17 protein-coding genes, 1 tRNA gene and 1 riboswitch are annotated in these 16,457 nt (G+C 67.5%); of the genes, 8 read left to right on the forward strand and 10 right to left on the reverse strand.

Translation table 11 applies throughout. The annotated features are described in order from the left end of the window. Positions 1-131 precede the first annotated feature (131 nt). Complete coding sequence (locus tag ACLQ3J_RS14370) at positions 132-635, forward strand: twin-arginine translocation pathway signal (protein ID WP_422423386.1); 504 nt, start codon at positions 132-134, stop codon at positions 633-635. Between the two features lie 75 nt (positions 636-710). Here the strand turns inward: ACLQ3J_RS14370 and ACLQ3J_RS14375 are convergent, their stop codons facing one another. The 3 genes from ACLQ3J_RS14375 to ACLQ3J_RS14385 all read right to left on the reverse strand — a co-directional run bounded on the left by ACLQ3J_RS14375 (position 711) and on the right by ACLQ3J_RS14385 (position 4,605). Next, positions 711-2,822, reverse strand: coding sequence for an FAD-dependent oxidoreductase (locus ACLQ3J_RS14375; protein ID WP_425903688.1), 2,112 nt, complete (start codon positions 2,820-2,822; stop codon positions 711-713). Between the two features lie 63 nt (positions 2,823-2,885). Beyond that, complete coding sequence (locus ACLQ3J_RS14380) at positions 2,886-4,397, reverse strand: trehalose-6-phosphate synthase (RefSeq protein ID WP_169651992.1); 1,512 nt, start codon at positions 4,395-4,397, stop codon at positions 2,886-2,888. A gap of 37 nt (positions 4,398-4,434) precedes the next feature. Beyond that, the gene (locus tag ACLQ3J_RS14385) at positions 4,435-4,605 is read right to left on the reverse strand and encodes a hypothetical protein (protein ID WP_169621356.1); all 171 of its coding nucleotides are present in this window, start codon (positions 4,603-4,605) and stop codon (positions 4,435-4,437) included. A gap of 191 nt (positions 4,606-4,796) precedes the next feature. Between ACLQ3J_RS14385 and ACLQ3J_RS14390 the strand changes: the two genes are divergently transcribed. The 3 genes from ACLQ3J_RS14390 to ACLQ3J_RS14400 all read left to right on the forward strand — a co-directional run bounded on the left by ACLQ3J_RS14390 (position 4,797) and on the right by ACLQ3J_RS14400 (position 7,453). Beyond that, complete coding sequence (locus ACLQ3J_RS14390; protein WP_169621355.1) at positions 4,797-5,597, forward strand: alpha/beta fold hydrolase; 801 nt, start codon at positions 4,797-4,799, stop codon at positions 5,595-5,597. A gap of 237 nt (positions 5,598-5,834) precedes the next feature. Next, the gene (locus ACLQ3J_RS14395; RefSeq protein WP_425903689.1) at positions 5,835-7,223 is read left to right on the forward strand and encodes a lysine N(6)-hydroxylase/L-ornithine N(5)-oxygenase family protein; all 1,389 of its coding nucleotides are present in this window, start codon (positions 5,835-5,837) and stop codon (positions 7,221-7,223) included. Further along, positions 7,220-7,453: an MbtH family protein gene (locus ACLQ3J_RS14400; protein ID WP_072702139.1), complete on the forward strand. Its 234-nt coding sequence runs from the start codon at positions 7,220-7,222 to the stop codon at positions 7,451-7,453. The genes ACLQ3J_RS14395 and ACLQ3J_RS14400 overlap by 4 nt, the downstream gene beginning before the upstream one ends. Positions 7,454-7,484: 31 nt before the next feature. Here ACLQ3J_RS14400 and ACLQ3J_RS14405 read toward each other — a convergent pair whose 3' ends face one another. Further along, the gene (locus ACLQ3J_RS14405) at positions 7,485-9,053 is read right to left on the reverse strand and encodes a threonine/serine ThrE exporter family protein (RefSeq protein ID WP_422425382.1); all 1,569 of its coding nucleotides are present in this window, start codon (positions 9,051-9,053) and stop codon (positions 7,485-7,487) included. Positions 9,054-9,171: 118 nt separating this feature from the next. Here ACLQ3J_RS14405 and ACLQ3J_RS14410 point away from each other — a divergent pair. Then, a tRNA-Thr gene (locus tag ACLQ3J_RS14410) sits at positions 9,172-9,243 on the forward strand. Between the two features lie 249 nt (positions 9,244-9,492). Here the strand turns inward: ACLQ3J_RS14410 and ACLQ3J_RS14415 are convergent. Further along, complete coding sequence (locus ACLQ3J_RS14415; RefSeq protein ID WP_169621353.1) at positions 9,493-9,966, reverse strand: general stress protein; 474 nt, start codon at positions 9,964-9,966, stop codon at positions 9,493-9,495. Between the two features lie 128 nt (positions 9,967-10,094). Between ACLQ3J_RS14415 and ACLQ3J_RS14420 the strand changes: the two genes are divergently transcribed. Both ACLQ3J_RS14420 and ACLQ3J_RS14425 read left to right on the forward strand, forming a co-directional pair. Beyond that, entirely contained in the window at positions 10,095-10,706 is a 612-nt protein-coding gene (locus ACLQ3J_RS14420; RefSeq protein ID WP_169621352.1) for a TetR/AcrR family transcriptional regulator, read from the forward strand. Between the two features lie 37 nt (positions 10,707-10,743). Beyond that, positions 10,744-11,613, forward strand: a complete 870-nt coding sequence (locus tag ACLQ3J_RS14425) for a ribokinase (RefSeq protein WP_296549158.1) — start codon at positions 10,744-10,746, stop codon at positions 11,611-11,613. A gap of 22 nt (positions 11,614-11,635) precedes the next feature. Here ACLQ3J_RS14425 and ACLQ3J_RS14430 read toward each other — a convergent pair whose 3' ends face one another. From ACLQ3J_RS14430 to ACLQ3J_RS14440, 3 genes are all read right to left on the reverse strand, one after another. Beyond that, the gene (locus tag ACLQ3J_RS14430; RefSeq protein WP_169621350.1) at positions 11,636-12,466 is read right to left on the reverse strand and encodes an ABC transporter; all 831 of its coding nucleotides are present in this window, start codon (positions 12,464-12,466) and stop codon (positions 11,636-11,638) included. A 51-nt stretch (positions 12,467-12,517) separates the two neighbouring features. Then, positions 12,518-12,832 carry a DMT family transporter gene (locus ACLQ3J_RS14435; RefSeq protein ID WP_169621349.1) on the reverse strand — a complete coding sequence of 105 codons (315 nt, stop codon included), beginning with the start codon at positions 12,830-12,832 and terminating at the stop codon, positions 12,518-12,520. Between the two features lie 11 nt (positions 12,833-12,843). Continuing rightward, a riboswitch (guanidine-III (ykkC-III) riboswitch) is annotated at positions 12,844-12,910 on the reverse strand. 74 nt (positions 12,911-12,984) lie between these two features. Beyond that, the gene (locus ACLQ3J_RS14440; protein ID WP_169621348.1) at positions 12,985-13,191 is read right to left on the reverse strand and encodes a hypothetical protein; all 207 of its coding nucleotides are present in this window, start codon (positions 13,189-13,191) and stop codon (positions 12,985-12,987) included. Positions 13,192-13,364: 173 nt separating this feature from the next. Here ACLQ3J_RS14440 and ACLQ3J_RS14445 point away from each other — a divergent pair, with 173 nt between their 5' ends. Further along, the gene (locus ACLQ3J_RS14445; RefSeq protein ID WP_425903692.1) at positions 13,365-14,468 is read left to right on the forward strand and encodes an alpha/beta hydrolase; all 1,104 of its coding nucleotides are present in this window, start codon (positions 13,365-13,367) and stop codon (positions 14,466-14,468) included. Positions 14,469-14,474: 6 nt separating this feature from the next. On the opposite strand, the gene ACLQ3J_RS14450 is transcribed toward ACLQ3J_RS14445, so the two are convergent. Together ACLQ3J_RS14450 and ACLQ3J_RS14455 are read right to left on the reverse strand one after the other, a co-directional pair. After that, the gene (locus ACLQ3J_RS14450) at positions 14,475-15,983 is read right to left on the reverse strand and encodes an MDR family MFS transporter (RefSeq protein WP_425903694.1); all 1,509 of its coding nucleotides are present in this window, start codon (positions 15,981-15,983) and stop codon (positions 14,475-14,477) included. Positions 15,984-16,028: 45 nt separating this feature from the next. Beyond that, on the reverse strand, positions 16,029-16,454 hold the full coding sequence (locus ACLQ3J_RS14455) for an HIT family protein (protein ID WP_169621345.1): 426 nt from the start codon (positions 16,452-16,454) through the stop codon (positions 16,029-16,031). Positions 16,455-16,457: the final 3 nt, after the last annotated feature.

The raw sequence follows: 16,457 nt of genomic DNA on the forward strand, positions 1-16,457 counted from the left end.
GTGAGACCGCGGCCGCGACGGCTTCCTCACCCGGGGATACCGCAGCCGCAGACACCGCTCCGGCTTCCACGGACACGGTCGTGAATTCCGCAGACACCGCTCCGGCACCCGCGGACACCGCACCCGCGCCCGTGGACACAGCACCGTCCTCGCAGTCGTACCTGCGGCACGTCGCGATCGGGCTGTCGGTGCTCGTACTCGTGTTCGCGGTCGTCGTGGGCTGGCTCGCGTACGGAGCGCGGGCCGACTCGGCTGCCGAGGCTGCCCGTACCGAAGCCCGTGTGGCAGCAGAGGAGCAGGCCGTCGCGATGCTCGCCTACACCCACGGCGAGGTGGACGATCAGATCGCCGTGGCGGGCGAGGGCCTCACCGGGGACTTCCGTGACGAGTACACGAATCTGATGAAGAACGTCATCGCGCCGGGGGCCAAGGAGAAGGCCATCAGCGTGCAGGTGAGCGTGCAGGGATCGTCGGTGGTATCCGCCGATGCCGACAGCGCCGTGACCCTGCTGTTCCTCAACCAGATCACCACGAGTTCCGAGAATCCGGAAGCTGTGAGCAGCGGCAGTCGTGTGCGAGTCGAACTCGAAAAACACGACGACCGCTGGCTCGTCAGCCGGCTGACACCGATCTAGGCTCCGGGGGGTCGCTCCCTCAACAGCACCGTGTTCCCGTCAGCACGGTGTTTCTGTCAGAGCACCGTGTTTCTGTCAGAGCACCGTGGCGACGTTCCACGCGGAGTGGATCGCTCCTTCGATGTAGCCGACGTCCGCGGCGTCACCGACCACGTGGATCTCCGGTACCCTGCCCTCGAGCTCGTCGGCGAGCGGCGCCGCGGCCGAGACTCCGGACGCCACGACGACCATATCGGCCGGGGCGGTGAGGGTTTCGTCACCGACGCGGAATTCGACGGTGTCGGCGGTGATGCGCTGCACCTGTGCTCGCCGGTGAATGGTTACGCCGACTTCGCCGGCGTGCCGAACTGCCGTCCAGCGTCGTGGCATGGCCATCGGCACGCCCAGTTGTCCGCCCTCTTCGAGCAGGGTCACCCGGCGCCCACGTTCTGCGAGGAACTCCGCCAGTTCGAGACCGACGAGCGAGCCCCCGACCACGACCACGTCTTTGCCCATGGGCAGGAACTTGCGGGTGACGGCGCGAATCGCCTGTGGGCTCTTGGTGATTCCCGACAGCTTGCCGAGGCGCCCCATGGTGCGGAGGAACAGCGGTTGTTCCGACGTGTCGCCGGCCCCGGTCATCAGGGCTCGCAGCGTATCGCCGGTGTGCACGTGTGGCAGATCGCCACCGGGAACATCGGGCCGGCCGCGCACCGCGCCGGTGGCGATCACGACGGCATCGGGTGCGAGTGCGGCGACGGAGTGGGCGGTGGCCTCGGTGTTCAGGCGGACATCGACGCCGAGGCGTTCGATCTCGGAGCGGAGCCACCTCAGCAACTGCTCGTTGTCCGGGGTGGTGAGGGTCGAGAACCAGAGTGTGCCGCCGAGCCGATCCGACTTGTCGAGCACCGTCACCCGGTGTCCTCGCTCGGAGGCGACGCGCGCGACTTCGAGCCCGCCCGGCCCGGCACCGACCACGACGACGTGCTTCGACGCGGACGTGGGGGTGAACGGCACCAGGGTCTCGTTGCCCAGCGCCGGATTCACCGCGCAGATCGGGGTGTCGTCCCAGAAATTCTCCTGAACACAGACATAGCAGTTGATGCACGGCCGCACCTGCTCCGGTGTGCCCGCGGCGAGCTTGCCGACCAAGGAGGGATCCGCGAGCAACTGGCGGCCCATCGCGACGAAATCGGCGTCGCCGTCGGCGATGGTCTTCTCGCCCACCTCGGGCAGTACGCGACCGACTGCGATCACCGGGATGCCGACGGCCTTCTTCACCGAGGCTGCCAGACCCGTGTAGGCGCCGACAGTGTTCGGGAGCGGCCCGTCGGTGAAGTTGGAGAACGGGTTTCGGCCCCAGCCGGTCACGTGGATCGCGTCGGCTCCCGCGGCTTCGAACAACTGTGAAGCGCGCACTGCCTCGTCTGTGCTCAGGCCGTCGGCTTCGCCGAATTCGCGTCCGGCGACGCGCACCAGAATCGCCAGGGAGTCGCCGACTTCGGCCTTCACCGCGCGGATGACCTCGCACGCCAGTCGCGCACGGTTCTCGAACGAACCACCGTATTCGTCGGTGCGCCGATTGTCGGCGCGGCTGAGGAAGGCGCCGAGCACATAGCCGTGCGCACAATGGATTTCGACCGCGTCCGCGCCTGCCGCTTTCACCCGGCCCGCGGCGTCCGCGAAGCAGCGCACGAGCCATGCCAGGTCTTCCTGTGTGGCTTCGTGGTATTCGGCCTGCTTGCCGTGGGTGACCGCAGCCATCTTCTGGAGTTCTTCACCGGTGTTGTCGGCGAGCGCGCTCAGGTCGGGGCTCGAGTTCGGGGTCGAGGGGACGAGCAGCGGCCGATCGTTGACGGTGTCGATCCGTGCGACCTTGCCGTGGTGCGTCATCTGCACGCACAGAGCACTACCGGCCTCGTGGACAGCGTCGGCGAGTGCGGTGAGACCGGGGATGAACCTGTCCTCCGACAGTCCGGGTTCCTTGGTGCTGGCGCAGCCGAGCGGATAGGCGACAGCGCAGCATCCGGTGATGATCAGCCCGGTGCCGCCCTCGGCGCGGGCGACGAAATGGTCGATGTCGCCCTGCTCGATCTCGCCGTCGTCACACAGATTCATGTCCATGGCGGGCAGGACGACCCGATTCCGCAGCGTCACGGGCCCGATGGTGCCGGGGGAAAGGAGATGGGGGAAGGTTCCGGTCGTCACACCAAGACGTTATGCCCGCGGGTTGTGTCCCGCGGCATAGTTCCACTCAGTGGGACCGACCCGCTACCCGCCGTTCCCGTTGCGGCCTTCACCCGGTGTGATCAGTGCGGGTCCCGCAGCGCCGGTGTGCGACAGCGCTTCGAGGAACGAGCGTGCCCACCGGTCGACATCGTGCGTGAGGACCTGACGGCGGAGGGCACGCATCGTCTTGCGTCCGACGTCGCGGGGTTGCTCGATCGCTGCCTGCATCTTGTCCTTGACGTCCTCCAGGTCGTGCGGATTGCACAGGAAGGACTGACGCAGTTCGGCTGCTGCGCCGGTGAATTCGCTGAGCACCAGCGAACCACCGAGATCGCTGCGGCACGCGATGTATTCCTTGGCGACGAGGTTCATCCCGTCGCGCAACGGCGTCACCAGCATTACGTCGGCGGCGACGAAGAAGGCGATGAGTTCCTCGCGGGGCACCGGGCGGTGGATGTAGTGGACCACCGGGCGGCCGACCTCGGCGTACTCACCGTTGATGCGACTGACCATGCGCTCGATCTCACCGCGCATCTGCACATACGACTCGACGCGTTCGCGGCTGGGAGTCGCGAGCTGCACCATGACGGTGCGGGCCGGATCGACCCGTCCCTCGTCGAGGAGTTCGTTGAGGGCGTCGAGCCGGACGTCGATGCCCTTGGTGTAGTCCAGCCGGTCGACCCCGAGCAGGATGTGGTCCGGGTTGCCCAGTTCCTTGCGGATCGCTTTGGCCCGGTCGCGAATCTTCTTGCTACGCGACTGTTCGTCGAGTTCGCCCGACGCGATGGAGATGGGGAAGGCACCGACGCGCACCGAGCGGAATCCGACCTGGACCACACCGAGCTTCGAGCGGACACCGATGTTGCCGCGCGAGGTCTGGTGGCCGGCGAGCCTGCCCGCCAGGTAGAGGAAGTTCTGGGCGCCGCCGGGGAGATGGAAGCCGATGAGGTCGGCACCGAGGAGCCCTTCGACGATCTCGGTGCGCCAGGGCATCTGCATGAACAACTCGACCGGCGGGAACGGAATGTGCAGGAAGAACCCGATCGTGAGGTCGGGCCGCAGCATCCGCAGCATCTTCGGCACCAACTGGAGTTGGTAGTCCTGGATCCAGACGGTGGCGTTCGGTGCTGCGGCCTTGGCCGCTTCTTCCGCGAAGCGCCGGTTGACCTCGACGTAGACGTTCCACCATTCGCGCCGGTATTCCGGGCGGACGATGACGTCGTGGTAGAGCGGCCACAGCGTCGCGTTGGAGAACCCCTCGTAGTAGTCGGCGATCTCCTGAGTGCTCAGGGGAACCGAGTACAGCGTGAGGTCGTCCTCGACGATGACGCCGGCGTCGGCGTCGGCCACCCCGGCCCAGCCGACCCACGCTCCGTGGTTGGAACGCAGGATCGGCTCGAGGGCGGTGACGAGACCGCCGGGGCTGCGCTTCCATCGGGTCGTGCCGTCCGGCAGGCGTTCGAGATCCACCGGCAGGCGATTCGCGACGACGACGAAATCGGACGGGGTGATCGACTCGGATTCTTCGGTCGCATCCGCGCCGCCTGCTGTCACGTCGTGTCCTCTCGAGGTGCCGGTCCGATGGATCTCGTCAGTACTTTTCGGCCGGGCCGATGCCCAGCATCGACAGCAGCATGCGGCACTCGTCCGCAGTCTCGGCGTAGGCGGCGACGACGCGCTGTGCCTGTCGGGCGGTCTCGTCGGCGACAGGTTCGAGATCGTCGTCTGCCAGAACGTCGGGCGTGGTGGGGTCCGCGGTCATGTGTTCCTCCCGGGTAGCTGCTCGGCGCGAGCATGCATCTGCCTCGACTCTAGGAGAGTGGGACACCGGGGCGCCACCCGCCGGGTGCTGGATCGATCGTGGCCGGGGCCCTCGCGGTACCGTAGGGCCCGTAACGCCGCGCTCGTCGATCTGTGCGCGTTCGCCCCCCGCAGTCTTCGAGGAAGGTCTCCATGCCCATTGCGACGATCAACGGAATCCCGCTGAACTACCAGGTCAAGGGATCCGGCGACCTCGTAGTTCTCGTCATGGGAACCGGCAGCCCCGGCCGGGTGTGGGACCTGCATCAGGTGCCCGCGCTCGTGAAGGCCGGCTACCGCGTGGCCACGTTCGACAACCGTGGCATTGCGCCGTCGGGGGAGAGCCTGAGTGGGATGACGCTCGACGATCTCGTTGCCGACACCGCGGGCCTGATCGAGTTGCTCGGTGGCCCGGCGCATGTCGTCGGCACGTCGATGGGTGCGCGCGTCGCGCAGGAACTGACCTTGGCGCGTCCGGACCTCGTCCGCAAAGCGGTGTTCCTCGCCGGCCATGCACGGATGGACCGGTTCCAGATGACGCTCACCGAGGGGGAGCGGCAGTTGTACGACAGCGGTGTGGAGTTGCCGCCCAAGTATCAGGCCGCGGTGACCGCGGTGATGAACCTGTCGCCCGCCTCGCTCGCCGACGAGAACACCGCACGCGACTGGCTCGACGTGTTCGAGTTCAGTGGCGGGAAGATGTCGCCCGGCGTGCGGGCCCAGTTGGGCATGGACCGCGAGTTCGATCGCCGTGCCGCCTACCGGGCGATCACGAAGCAGTGCCTCGCGGTGGGATTCGCCGACGACCGCATGATTCCGGCGTATCTGTCGCGGGAAGTGGCGGAAGCGATTCCTGGCGCACGGTACGAGGAGATTCCGGACGCGGGTCACTACGGGTACCTGGAGCGTCCCGAGGTGGTCAACAAGGTGTTACTGGACTTCTTGGCGGCGTAGCGGCCAGAGCACGTGTTCGGCGAGCGCGGTGGGATCGACTTCGATCCCACCGCGCTCGCGTCCGTCCGGGGAAGGGCGGCAGCCGTGTCCGGAAGATGGTGGGAGTCCGGCGGTTCGGAGTCCCCCATGGACGGTCGACCCTTGGTAGGCTCGCTCAACCAAGGTTAGCCTGAGCTACATTCTCAGAGCTTTGGTCGACGGACCTGGGCTCGCGCCCCCGAGTACGGAAGTTGAGTGATGACCGACCGATCCAGCGCTACCGCAGGTGATTCGGAGAATCCGGACGAACCTCGAGGGGACGTGTTCGACCTCGTCGGAATCGGCTTCGGCCCCGCCAACCTCGCTCTGGCCATCGCCATCGAGGAACACAACGCGACCGATCCGGACTCGCCGCTACGAGCCACGTTCTTCGAGCGGAGACCAGACTTCGCGTGGCACCCGGGGATGATCCTCGAGGGCGCGACCATGCAGATCGCCTTTCCCAAGGATCTCGTCACCTTCCGGAACCCCACCAGCAGTTACAGCTTCTTCGCGTACCTGCACGAGCGCGGGCGGCTCGCGGACTTCGTCAACCACCAGACGTTCTTTCCGACCCGGCACGAATTCCAGGATTACCTGCGGTGGGCCGCCGACCGTGTCACCGCGGATGTCCGGTACGGAACCGAGATCACTGCCGTCGAAGCGGTCCGTCACCACAACGGCGCAGCCGATCTGTTCGCGATCCACGCAGCCGACGGCAGCGTGGTCCATGCGCGCAGCGTCGTGGTCGGTGTCGGGCTCCGGGCGCAGATCCCGCGCTGGGCCACCGAATCGGTGCGGTGCTTTCACAACCACCAGTTCCTGTTCCACCTGGACGCGATGCCCGAGCCGGCGCATCAGCGATTCGCCGTGGTCGGGGCGGGACAGAGCGCCGCGGAGGTGGTGCAATACCTGCACGCCCACTACCCGCAGGCCGAAGTCCACAGCATCTTCAACCGGTTCGGCTACAGCCCGGCCGACGACAGCCCGTACGCGAACCGGATCTTCGATCCTTCGGCAGTCGACGAACTCCACGGAGCGTCGCCCGCGGAGCGGGAGCGGGTGCTCACTCTTCATCGCGGCACCAACTACTCCGTCGTGGCCCCGGAACTCATCGAGGCGCTCTACGCCACCGAGTACCGGGAAAGGGTCAGTGGGCGTCGCCGGCTGTTCATGCGCCGCGCCTCCGAAATCGTCTCCACCACGGAAAGCGCCGCGGGCATCGAGATCGACGTCCGGAACAACCTGGACGGCGCCGTCGAGACATTGATGTGCGATGCGGTGGTCCTGGCGACCGGTTTCGAGCCCGCGCCGCTCACTCCGCTCCTCGGCGACCTCGCGCCGGACGGGCCGGTATTGGTGGTCGACCGTGACTACCGGCTGCCGACGCCGGAGGACATCGATGCCGACATCTACCTGCAGGGCGGCACCGAGAAGACACACGGCCTGACCTCGTCGCTGTTGTCGAACGCGGCGGTACGAGCAGGAGAAATCCTGGCTTCCGTCCTCGGTCGCCGGGAACTGAAGATGTCCGGAGCCCTGGGTGTTGTCGGTGAACTTGATAGGATTCCGGACCATCACACCTACGCAACAAGTGAGGCGAGATGAGCACGAACCCATTTGACGACGAGGACGGCCGGTTCTACGTCCTCGTGAACGACGAGGAGCAGTACTCGCTGTGGCCGACCTTCTCCGAGGTTCCGCAGGGGTGGCGGGTGGTATTCGGCGAAGAGTCGCGTGCCGCGTGCGTCGAATACGTCGAGCAGAACTGGACCGATATGCGTCCGAAGAGCCTTCGCGATGCGATGGAAGCCGACGAAAAGGCTCGTCAGGGCTGACCCTTCGTCACGGCTGATACACCGAATACTTCTACATTCTGCGAGAGTCACGCCCGCGCCAACCGAGGCGCAGCGTGGCTCTCGTTGTTTCGGTTGCCGCGGCGTCGACAATCGGGATCGTGTCCGTGATGGGGATCGGGCCGGTCACCGGTGTCGGGGCCGGCCGGATCGCACGCTTCTTCTCCAGCCTGATCCGGGGGATCCGGCGCAACTGCGGGCGGCGCAGCGACCCGACCTTGAGGATACTTCGCGGGTTGCGGGTGCGACGCGCGAGCCACTCGCCGAGGGTGACTCCGGCCGCGAGTGCGCAGCCGATACCGAATGCCGCGAACAGCGCGGTCATGCCGATGCTCATCTCGTTGCGCAGCATCGCGTACAGACCGCGGTACAGGGCGAGACCGGGAAGCAGCGGAGTGATACCCGCGACCGCGACGACCAGCGGCGGGGTGAGGGCGCGGCGGGCCATCAGGCCACCCGCGAAGCCGATGACGGTGGCCGCCACCGCCGAGGAAATGATGGGACCGAGCGAGAGCCCGAGCGCCAGCTGATAGCCCAGGCTGCCGGCAGCTCCGGCCAGGGCCGCGACGGTGAGCGCGCGGCGCTCCGCGTAACACGCGAGTGCGTAGAACGCGGCGGCGGCGGCGCCGGCCAGGATCTTCGTCGGCAGCTGGGTGAGGTCCGGCAGTGCCCCGTAACTGATCAACGGCAGTTCGGCGCCGAACACCTCCGCGACGCGCAGGGTGGTCGCGACGCCGGCGATGATGCCGCCCGTCATCATGAGTACTTCGAAGAATCTGGCCGACGCCGTGATCGGGGCTCCGGTGATCGCATCCTGCACGGAACCCACCAGCGACAGACCGGACAACAGCACGGTGACGCCGGCGGCGATGATCAACCCTGGGGACACTTCGAAGCCGAGTGTTTCCCGTAGCCCGTACAACGTGATCGCCGGGGCGGTTGCGATGATGCCGCCTACGAGGTGCTGGAAGAAGAACGGCAGACCGGCGTGGTTGAGGGCGCGATTGACTCGGTCGATCACGAACGTCGATCCGAAGGCGACGAGAGCCACCAGGGCGTCGCCCCCGAGCAGTACCGAGATCGCCGCGGCCATCCCCGACCACGCGATCGTCGCGACCCAGCGGTTGTACGGGTGGGCCGCCGACGTGATCGCGAGCAGTTCCTCGTGTGCTTGCGCCGGGGAGATCGCGTCGCGGCGGATTCGGCGCGTCAACCGGTCGACCGCGGCCAGCCGCGTGAAGTCCATCGAGCGGTAGTGCACGACGCGCATCGTGCTCGCGGGCGGCATCGTCTGCCCGCGATAAGCGGACAGCACGATCGAGTTGTAGGTGACATCGACGTCGCACTGCGCGAGGCCGTAGGTCGCGGCGACGAACCGGACCTGCTCCGCGGTGTCGATCGCGCCCGTGCCGGACGCGAGCAGGACTTCGCCGACGCGGACCGCGACATCGAGCGCCTCGGCCACCACCGCGTCGTCGGTCAGGTCGATCGGCTGCAGCGGCGTGGGTGCTGCGGTGACCGCGTCGATGGTCGCGCGGCGCGTACCCAGGGTCCGGTCCAGGACATCGCCCAGCAGGCTCACTGACCGCCACCTCCGGTACGGGCGGAGACAGGTGGGGCGGTACGCATGCGTTCCACCGTAACGAAACGGGCGGTGTGCGCCGGAGGCGGGACGACCTATATGATGGGCGGCGTTCGCTGCCTCCTTAGCTCAGCGGTAGAGCACTCGCCTTGTAAGCGAGCGGTCAACGGTTCAATCCCGTTAGGGGGCTCGAGAGTAGGTCGATCTGCAGATAACTGCAGGTCGGCCTATTTTTTTCGACATGACGCCCGGCGGTCGCGGCAGGGCCGGCCTCGAGGTCGCCGGGGCTGCGAGTGCCTGCGCCCGGCGGAAGCGGCCCTTGGATCCGCACCCCGCTTCGACCACGCGCGGTGTGGGATCTCACAGCCCTGTCGGTGCTGCAAGACGACTCCGCCCCCGCCACAGGGGCGGGGGCGGAGCACGGTGGATGAGGGGCGGGTCAGCGGAGAGCGAGCTTCCGGCGTGCCTGGTCTTCGAAGTCGCTGTCGACCATCAGGTCGTAGCGGGCGGCCTCGATGCTCTTGCGGGAGACGAAGTCGCGGCGGCCGCCGGTGCTCCAGTGCGCCGCGAATCCCAGGGTTCCGCCCCACACCGCGCCGAAGGCGGCGCCGGCGAGGAGGATGGCCGCCATGCTGGTGGCCGGGAGGAACAGGGCGAGCAGGAAACCGAACAGCAGGCCCGTCCACACGCCGGCGGCCGCGCCGTTGAGTGCCGCTTTGCCGTTGGTCATCCGGCCTTCGATGCTCTCGACGGTCGTCACTCCCTGACCCACGACGCGCAGGTATTCGACCGGAAAGCCCTCGTCGGAGAGGTGGTCGATGGCCCGCTCGACTGCTTCGTATGTGCGATAGCTCTCGAGAAGGGTCTCCGAATCGGTGGCATAGCCCGTCGTCGGTGCGTAGATCTCAGTCATACGTTCCTCCTCGATGTGAATGTAACGATACGTATAGCGTAGCGTAGCGTTTCGTAGCGTTTGATTCGGGTCTTCTTTTCGGAGACACTCAGGATCATGCGGGGCATACTCGCCTGAAAAGGAGTGACATGGTGGTCGATACCGACGCAGATCCGGTGTCCGAATCGCCGCGACGCCCCGGCAAGGCACGCGCGGGAACGGATGCGCGGATCATGCGGGCGGCGCTGGAGATCCTGCGTGTGCACGGCCCCCACCGCGTCACCGTGGAGGCGGTCGCCGCCCTGTCCGGTGTAGCGAAGACGACGATCTACCGGCGCTACGCCAACCGCGAGGAGATCCTCGACGCAGCGTTGGACTCGCAGGCGATCACGCCGTGTGTGCCGGACGGTCTGTGTGTCTACGACCGGATGAAGTGGACGCTGGAACAGGTCCGGCGCGCGTTGGCGAGTGATATGGGCATGGGCAGCGTGGGTGCGGTACTCATCGACGAGGATCCGGATTTCACAGAATCGTTCCGGGAGATCATCAATGCCCGCAGCGACGTGGTGGCCGGTGTGCTTCGCGCCGCTGTCGACGCCGGTGCGGTCCGCGCCGACCTCGACATCGACACGGCGGTGTCCATGCTCGTCGGTTCGTATCTCGGTGCGTACCTCCGTCACGGCGAGGTGAGCGAGTCGTGGGCCGACGGTGTCGTCCACGCCATGTGCCCGGAACTCGAACCGGACGCGCACGAGCACTGAGTCGCTCGGCGGACACGCCGTCCGTAGGGTCGAGAGGGTGACAGACGTTCAGGGCTGTGTGGTTGCCGTCGTCGGATCCTTGAATCTGGATCTGACCGCCACGGTTGCGCGGGCGCCCGACGAAGGCGAAACCGTACTCGGCCGACGCCTCGACACCTATCCGGGCGGCAAGGGCGCGAACCAGGCCATCGGCGCCGCACGGATCGCTCCTACCGCCGTCGTCGGCGCCGTGGGATCCGACAGTGCCGCCACTGCGCTGCGTTCCGCGCAGACGGCCGCGGGCGTGAACACCGACCACCTGCTCAGCGTCCAGGTGCCCACCGGACGTGCGATCGTCGTCGTGACCGACGACGGCCGGAACCGGATCATCGTGATACCCGGAGCGAACTCGAAGGTGTCGGCCACCGACGTCACCGCGGCGCTCGACACGCTGGACCCTGCGGTCGTACTCACCCAACTCGAACTGCTGCCCGCCGCGACGGCGGCCGCCGCCGAGTGGGCGCGTGCCCATCACCGGCGGTTCGTTCTCAACCCCAGCCCGGTTGCCCCGCTCGGCGAGGACGTCCTCGCCGACGCCGATCCGCTCGTCGTGAACGAGAGCGAAGCGCTCTACTACGCGGATGCCTCCGCGGGCGACGACCCGGACGAGATCGTCGCCAGGCTCCTCGAACGCGTCCGGACCGTGGTGATCACCCGGGGTGCGGACGACGTGGTGGTCGCCACCGAGGACTACGTCGAACGCATCGCGGTTCCGAGGGTGCGTGCGGTGGACACGACCGGTGCGGGCGACCACTTCGCGGGAACCCTGGCCGCGCTGCTCGGTACGGGCCACGACCTTTTCGCCGCAGCACACGAGGCCGCGAGGGCCGCGGCGATCCTCGTCGCGTCGCACCGTGCCCAGCGCTGACCGGCCGACACGCCGGAGCGTGTCACGTGGGCGGCATCAATTCGCCCTTGCTGCCGCGTAGCCATCGTCCGGGCAGCCTGCCCGCGAGGTCGCCGAGCGGACCGACCGCGCCGCGCAGCAACTCGACGGTTTCCTGAAGCATGTCGACGCTCGCGTTCATCTTGATGATTCCCGGCGTCAACTCCGCGAGGGTGGCGGAGAGCGAGACGATCTGATCGAGGGGGCCACCCCGGGCGAGCAGCCGGTCGAGGGCACCCTGCTCGGCCAGCAACACCTCGAGTGCGCCGCCCTCCGCCAACGCCCGCTCGACGACACCGCCCGGCCGGGTCGCGACGTCGACGATCCCGCCCGGCGACGTCAGCCGCTCCACGGCTCCGTCCTGCGCCAGCAGTCGTTCGAGAGGCCCGTCGGACGCCGTCAGCCGATCGAGCAACCCGCCGTCCGAGAGCAAACGGTCGAGAGCGCCGTCGTCGGCGAGGACCCGGTCCAGCGGCCCGCCGGGAGCGGTCAGGCGATCGAGCGCTCCGCCTGGCACCAGCAACCGGTCGAGTAGTCCGCCCGGAGCGGTCAGGCGGTCGACGGGCCCGCCCGGTTCCAGCAGACGATCGAGCGGTCCGCCGGGACGCAGCGCCTGGCCGAGTGCGCGATCTTCCGAGGTCAGCGTCGAAATCTGCTGTAACAATCCGCGCGAACTCCGGGCCGCGGGCAGACCGACGGCGCCGAGTGCCGAATATGTCTGCGGCGACACCGCGATACGGACCGTACCGACGACAACTTCGGTGATTCCGAGCGCCGTATCGGCCACGGACATACCGACCCGGAGCGGGAGTGCCAAAGCGGAACCGAGGCTCATGGGGTCACTGTAACCGCACGGCCGTCTTGCACCAGGGACCTCGCGCAGCGGTCAATGCACGAGTTTCAACCCCACGACACAGGCCACGATCCCGCCGATCAACAGCAGCTTGACGAGCGTTGCGGACTCGGTGCCGGTCACCATCGCGTAGCCGACGGTCAGAGCGGCGCCGATACCTACCCACACCGCATAGGAGGTGCCCACGGGCAGCGTGCGCATCGCGTAAGCGAGGCCCGCCATGCTCGCGACCACCGTGACGCCGAAGATCACCGTCGGCCAGAGCTTGGTGAAGCCGTCGGATTTCCCGAGAGCGGTCGCCCAGACCGCTTCGAGAACACCGGAGAGGACGAGAACGATCCAGGCCATGACGCAACGCTCCTACACCGTCTTGTCGCTCGCCGGGTACGGTGCGCTCGTCCGGGGGAAACCGATGACAGCCCCTACCGGCAGGTTATGAAGACTCGAGGCGGGAGGCAAGCCGTCACCGCCGGATGTGACGCGTCGGACCACGAACGGCGTCAGGACGCGACGAGCATCTCCGACTCCTCGACCACCGCGGTGCATGCGCATCCGCCGACGAGGTCGGTGCATTCGGCGACCAGCGCATGCCGGACGATCGAGAGGTCCACGCAGGTGTCGTCGGTGCACTCGACTTCCACCGCCGAGTGCAGGATCAACGACCCGTGGCAATGGTCGATTCGGCTGTCGCACTCCCTACACGTCATAGTCCTTTGATAGCACTCGCCACGGACAGGTCGTTCGAGGCGGGTCCCCTGGCGTGTTGCGCGTCGCAGCCGGCAACTTCCCAGCAAGCGCCGCCCGGCCGGGCGCTGTGACCGGGCCGAGTGCCCATACGATCTTGGAACCCGGACCGTTCAGCAAGCAGCGGAGGCATCTCATGGGAATCACGGACTCGGTGACGCGCGCGGTCCACAACGCGTGGTCGTTGTTCGTCGCAGACGGAGTCGCGGCACCTCACCGGACGCCCTCGGTTGTCGTCGGGCAGGGACCCCACCGGACGTTGCGCCGGTTCGGCGCCGAGGACGACGGCGGTGATCCGGTTCTTCTGGTGACGCCGCTCGCCGCGTCGCCCGCGTGCTTCGACCTGATGCCGGACCAGAGCCTGGTGCAGTATCTCGCCGGCCTCGGCCGCAGCGTCTTCGTCGTGGAATACGGCGAGATGAGTGCCGAGGACCGCGACCTGGGACTCGACTACTGGATCGACGACATCGTGCCCGACGCGATCCACCGGGTATCCGAACAGTGCGGCGGCCGCGACGTGGACGTCGTCGCCTGGAGTATCGCCGGAGCCATGGCACTGCTCACCTCCGCCGCGCATCCCGATCTGCCGGTGCGGTCCATCGCCGCCTTCGGAAGTCCGCTCGACTTCTCGAAGATTCCCGTGATGGCGCCGCTGCGGCTGGCCGGGAAGATCTGCGCGGAGCCCGCGATCGATGTTCTCGACACGGTGTTCGGCGGCGTTCCGGCTCCGCTGGTCCAGGCCGCGTACCGCATCACCGCGCTCGACCGGGAACTGACGCGGCCGTGGTTCATCGCCTCCAACATCACCGATGCGGACAAGCTGGGGCGAATGGAATTCGTGGATCGGTTCCAGGAGCAGATCTACGGCTATGCGGGCCGCGCGTTCCGTCAGCTCGCCCGGATCACGGTCGCCAACGACCTGTCGTCCGGGGCGCTCCACCTCGGCGAGCGGATCGTCGACCTGGCCGACGTCACGGTTCCGGTGCTCGCCTTCGCCGGGACAGAGGACATCCTCGCGCCGATCGCGGCCGTCGAACCGGTTACCCGGTTGCTGCCGAACGCACGGGTGCGGTTCGTCCGGGTACCGGGCACACACCTCGGGATGCTCACCGGTGCCCGTGCGCGCACCACGTCGTGGGCAGAACTCGCCGCGTTCCTCGAGAACCCGCACGGCGACGTTCCGTCACCCGGCGACACCGCGCCGGCCGATGCGGCGGACGCAGCACCGGCCGACGCATAGCCGGTATCAGCCCACCGGTTCGGTCTCAGGCTCCCGCCGCGCGAGGTCCGCGGACTGCGGCTGCTCGGGCACGGGTTCGACCGTCGTGGCGGGCCGTCGGACGAAGAACGCCCCCACCACTGCGATCAGTGAGATCGCCGCACCCCAGACGAGTGCGCCGTGGACACCGTCGCCCAGTGCGGCCACGGGATCGGCGCCGCTCTCGGCACCCGCGACCGTCGTGCGCGTCATCACGGTGATGAACAGTGCGGTCCCGGCAGCGCCGGCGACCTGCTGCATGGTGCTCACAATGGCGCTGCCGTGCGAGTACATCCGTTGGGGGAGCGCACCCAGCGCGGAGGTCAGGAGCGGCGAGAACATCATCGCGAGCCCGATGTTGAGCACGACGTGCCAGGCGATGACGGTGCCGACCGTCGTCTCGGTGCCGAACGACGTCATTCCCCACAGTGCGATGCTCGCGACGACGGCGCCGGGCGCGACGAGCGGACGCGGCCCGAAGCGGTCGAACAGGCGCCCGACCACGTAACCGAGCACGCCCATGGCCAGACCGCCGGGCAGCAACATCAGGCCGGTCGCCAGGGTGGACTGCCCGAGAACGTTCTGCAGGTAGATGGGCAGCAGGATCAGGGTTCCGAAGAGCGACATCATGCTGATCGACACGAGCACGACCGCGAGGGAGAACGACGGCGTACGGAAGGCGCGCAGGTCCAGCAGCGCGTTGTCCCCGAGCCTGATCTGGCGGACCACGAAGATCACCAGCGCCGTGATGCCGACCGCCAACGGAAGCCACGGAGGAAGGAGGGGGTCGCCTTCGGCGGCTTCACCGATGCTGCTCAGGCCGAAAACGAGACCGCTGAACGCGAATGCCGACAGCGCCACCGAAAACGCGTCGAGCGGGATCGCGCGCGGCTCGGTCACGTTCCGGATCCACTTGACGCCGAGTGCCGTGGCAATCGCCGCGATGGGAAGGACCAGCCAGAACATCCAGCGCCACGTCAACTGGTCGAGTACGACACCGCCGATCGTCGGGCCCGTCGCGGGGGCGACGGCGATCACGATCGAAATGACGCCCATCATGCGGCCACGCCGCTCGGCGGGCACCACGTTGAGCACCGTCGTGAACAACAGCGGCAACATCAGGGCCGTACCCACGGCCTGAACCACGCGGCCCAGAACCAGAATCCAGAACACCGGCGCCACGGACGCGATGAAGGTGCCGAGCAGGAAGCTGGACATCGCCACGGCGTACACGGTCCGCAGAGCCAGGCGCGTCATGAGGTATCCGGAGACCGGGATGACCACCGCCATCGTGAGCATGAACGCGGTGGTGAGCCACTGCGCGGTTGCCGCTCCCACGTCGAACTCGATCATGAGCTTGGGAAGAGCGACGCTCATGATCGTCTCGTTCAGGATGACCACGAAGGCCGCGCCGACGAGTACGGCGATCAGACGGCCGGCTCCCGGGGGAAGGGAGCCGGCCGGACGTTCTGGAGAGTGTGGCGGGTGTGAAGACATGTGAGTCTCAACCCACGGGAGGGGAAACTTGTTCCGGGCGTCCCGTCAGGCGGGAACGTTGTCGCCGTGGCCCATCTCCCGGAGCGCCGCACGGATCTTCTCCTGTGCCCGATCGAGGGACTCCGCGGAAGGATCCTTCTCAGCCTTCGCGAAGTCGAAGTCGTCGAGCGAGTGGGCGGGGAACACGTGAAGGTGCAGGTGCGGCACCTCGAGGCCCGCGATCACCAGACCGGTTCGCGGCGTGTCGTACGCGGCGGACACCGCCCGGCCGACGATCCGTGCGACACCGTTGATCTTCGCCCACAGCTCATCGTCGACACTCTGCCAATGGTCGACTTCCTGCCGGGGCACGACGAGCACATGCCCTTCGGTGAGCGGGTTGATGGTCAGGAAGGACACGACGTCGTCGTCCTGCCAGACGAACCTGCCCGGAAGTTCCCCGGAGATGATCATGCTGAACACGGAAGCCATAGG

Source organism: Rhodococcus sp. DT1, from assembly GCF_049844875.1.
Classification (GTDB): Bacteria; Actinomycetota; Actinomycetes; order Mycobacteriales; family Mycobacteriaceae; genus Rhodococcus.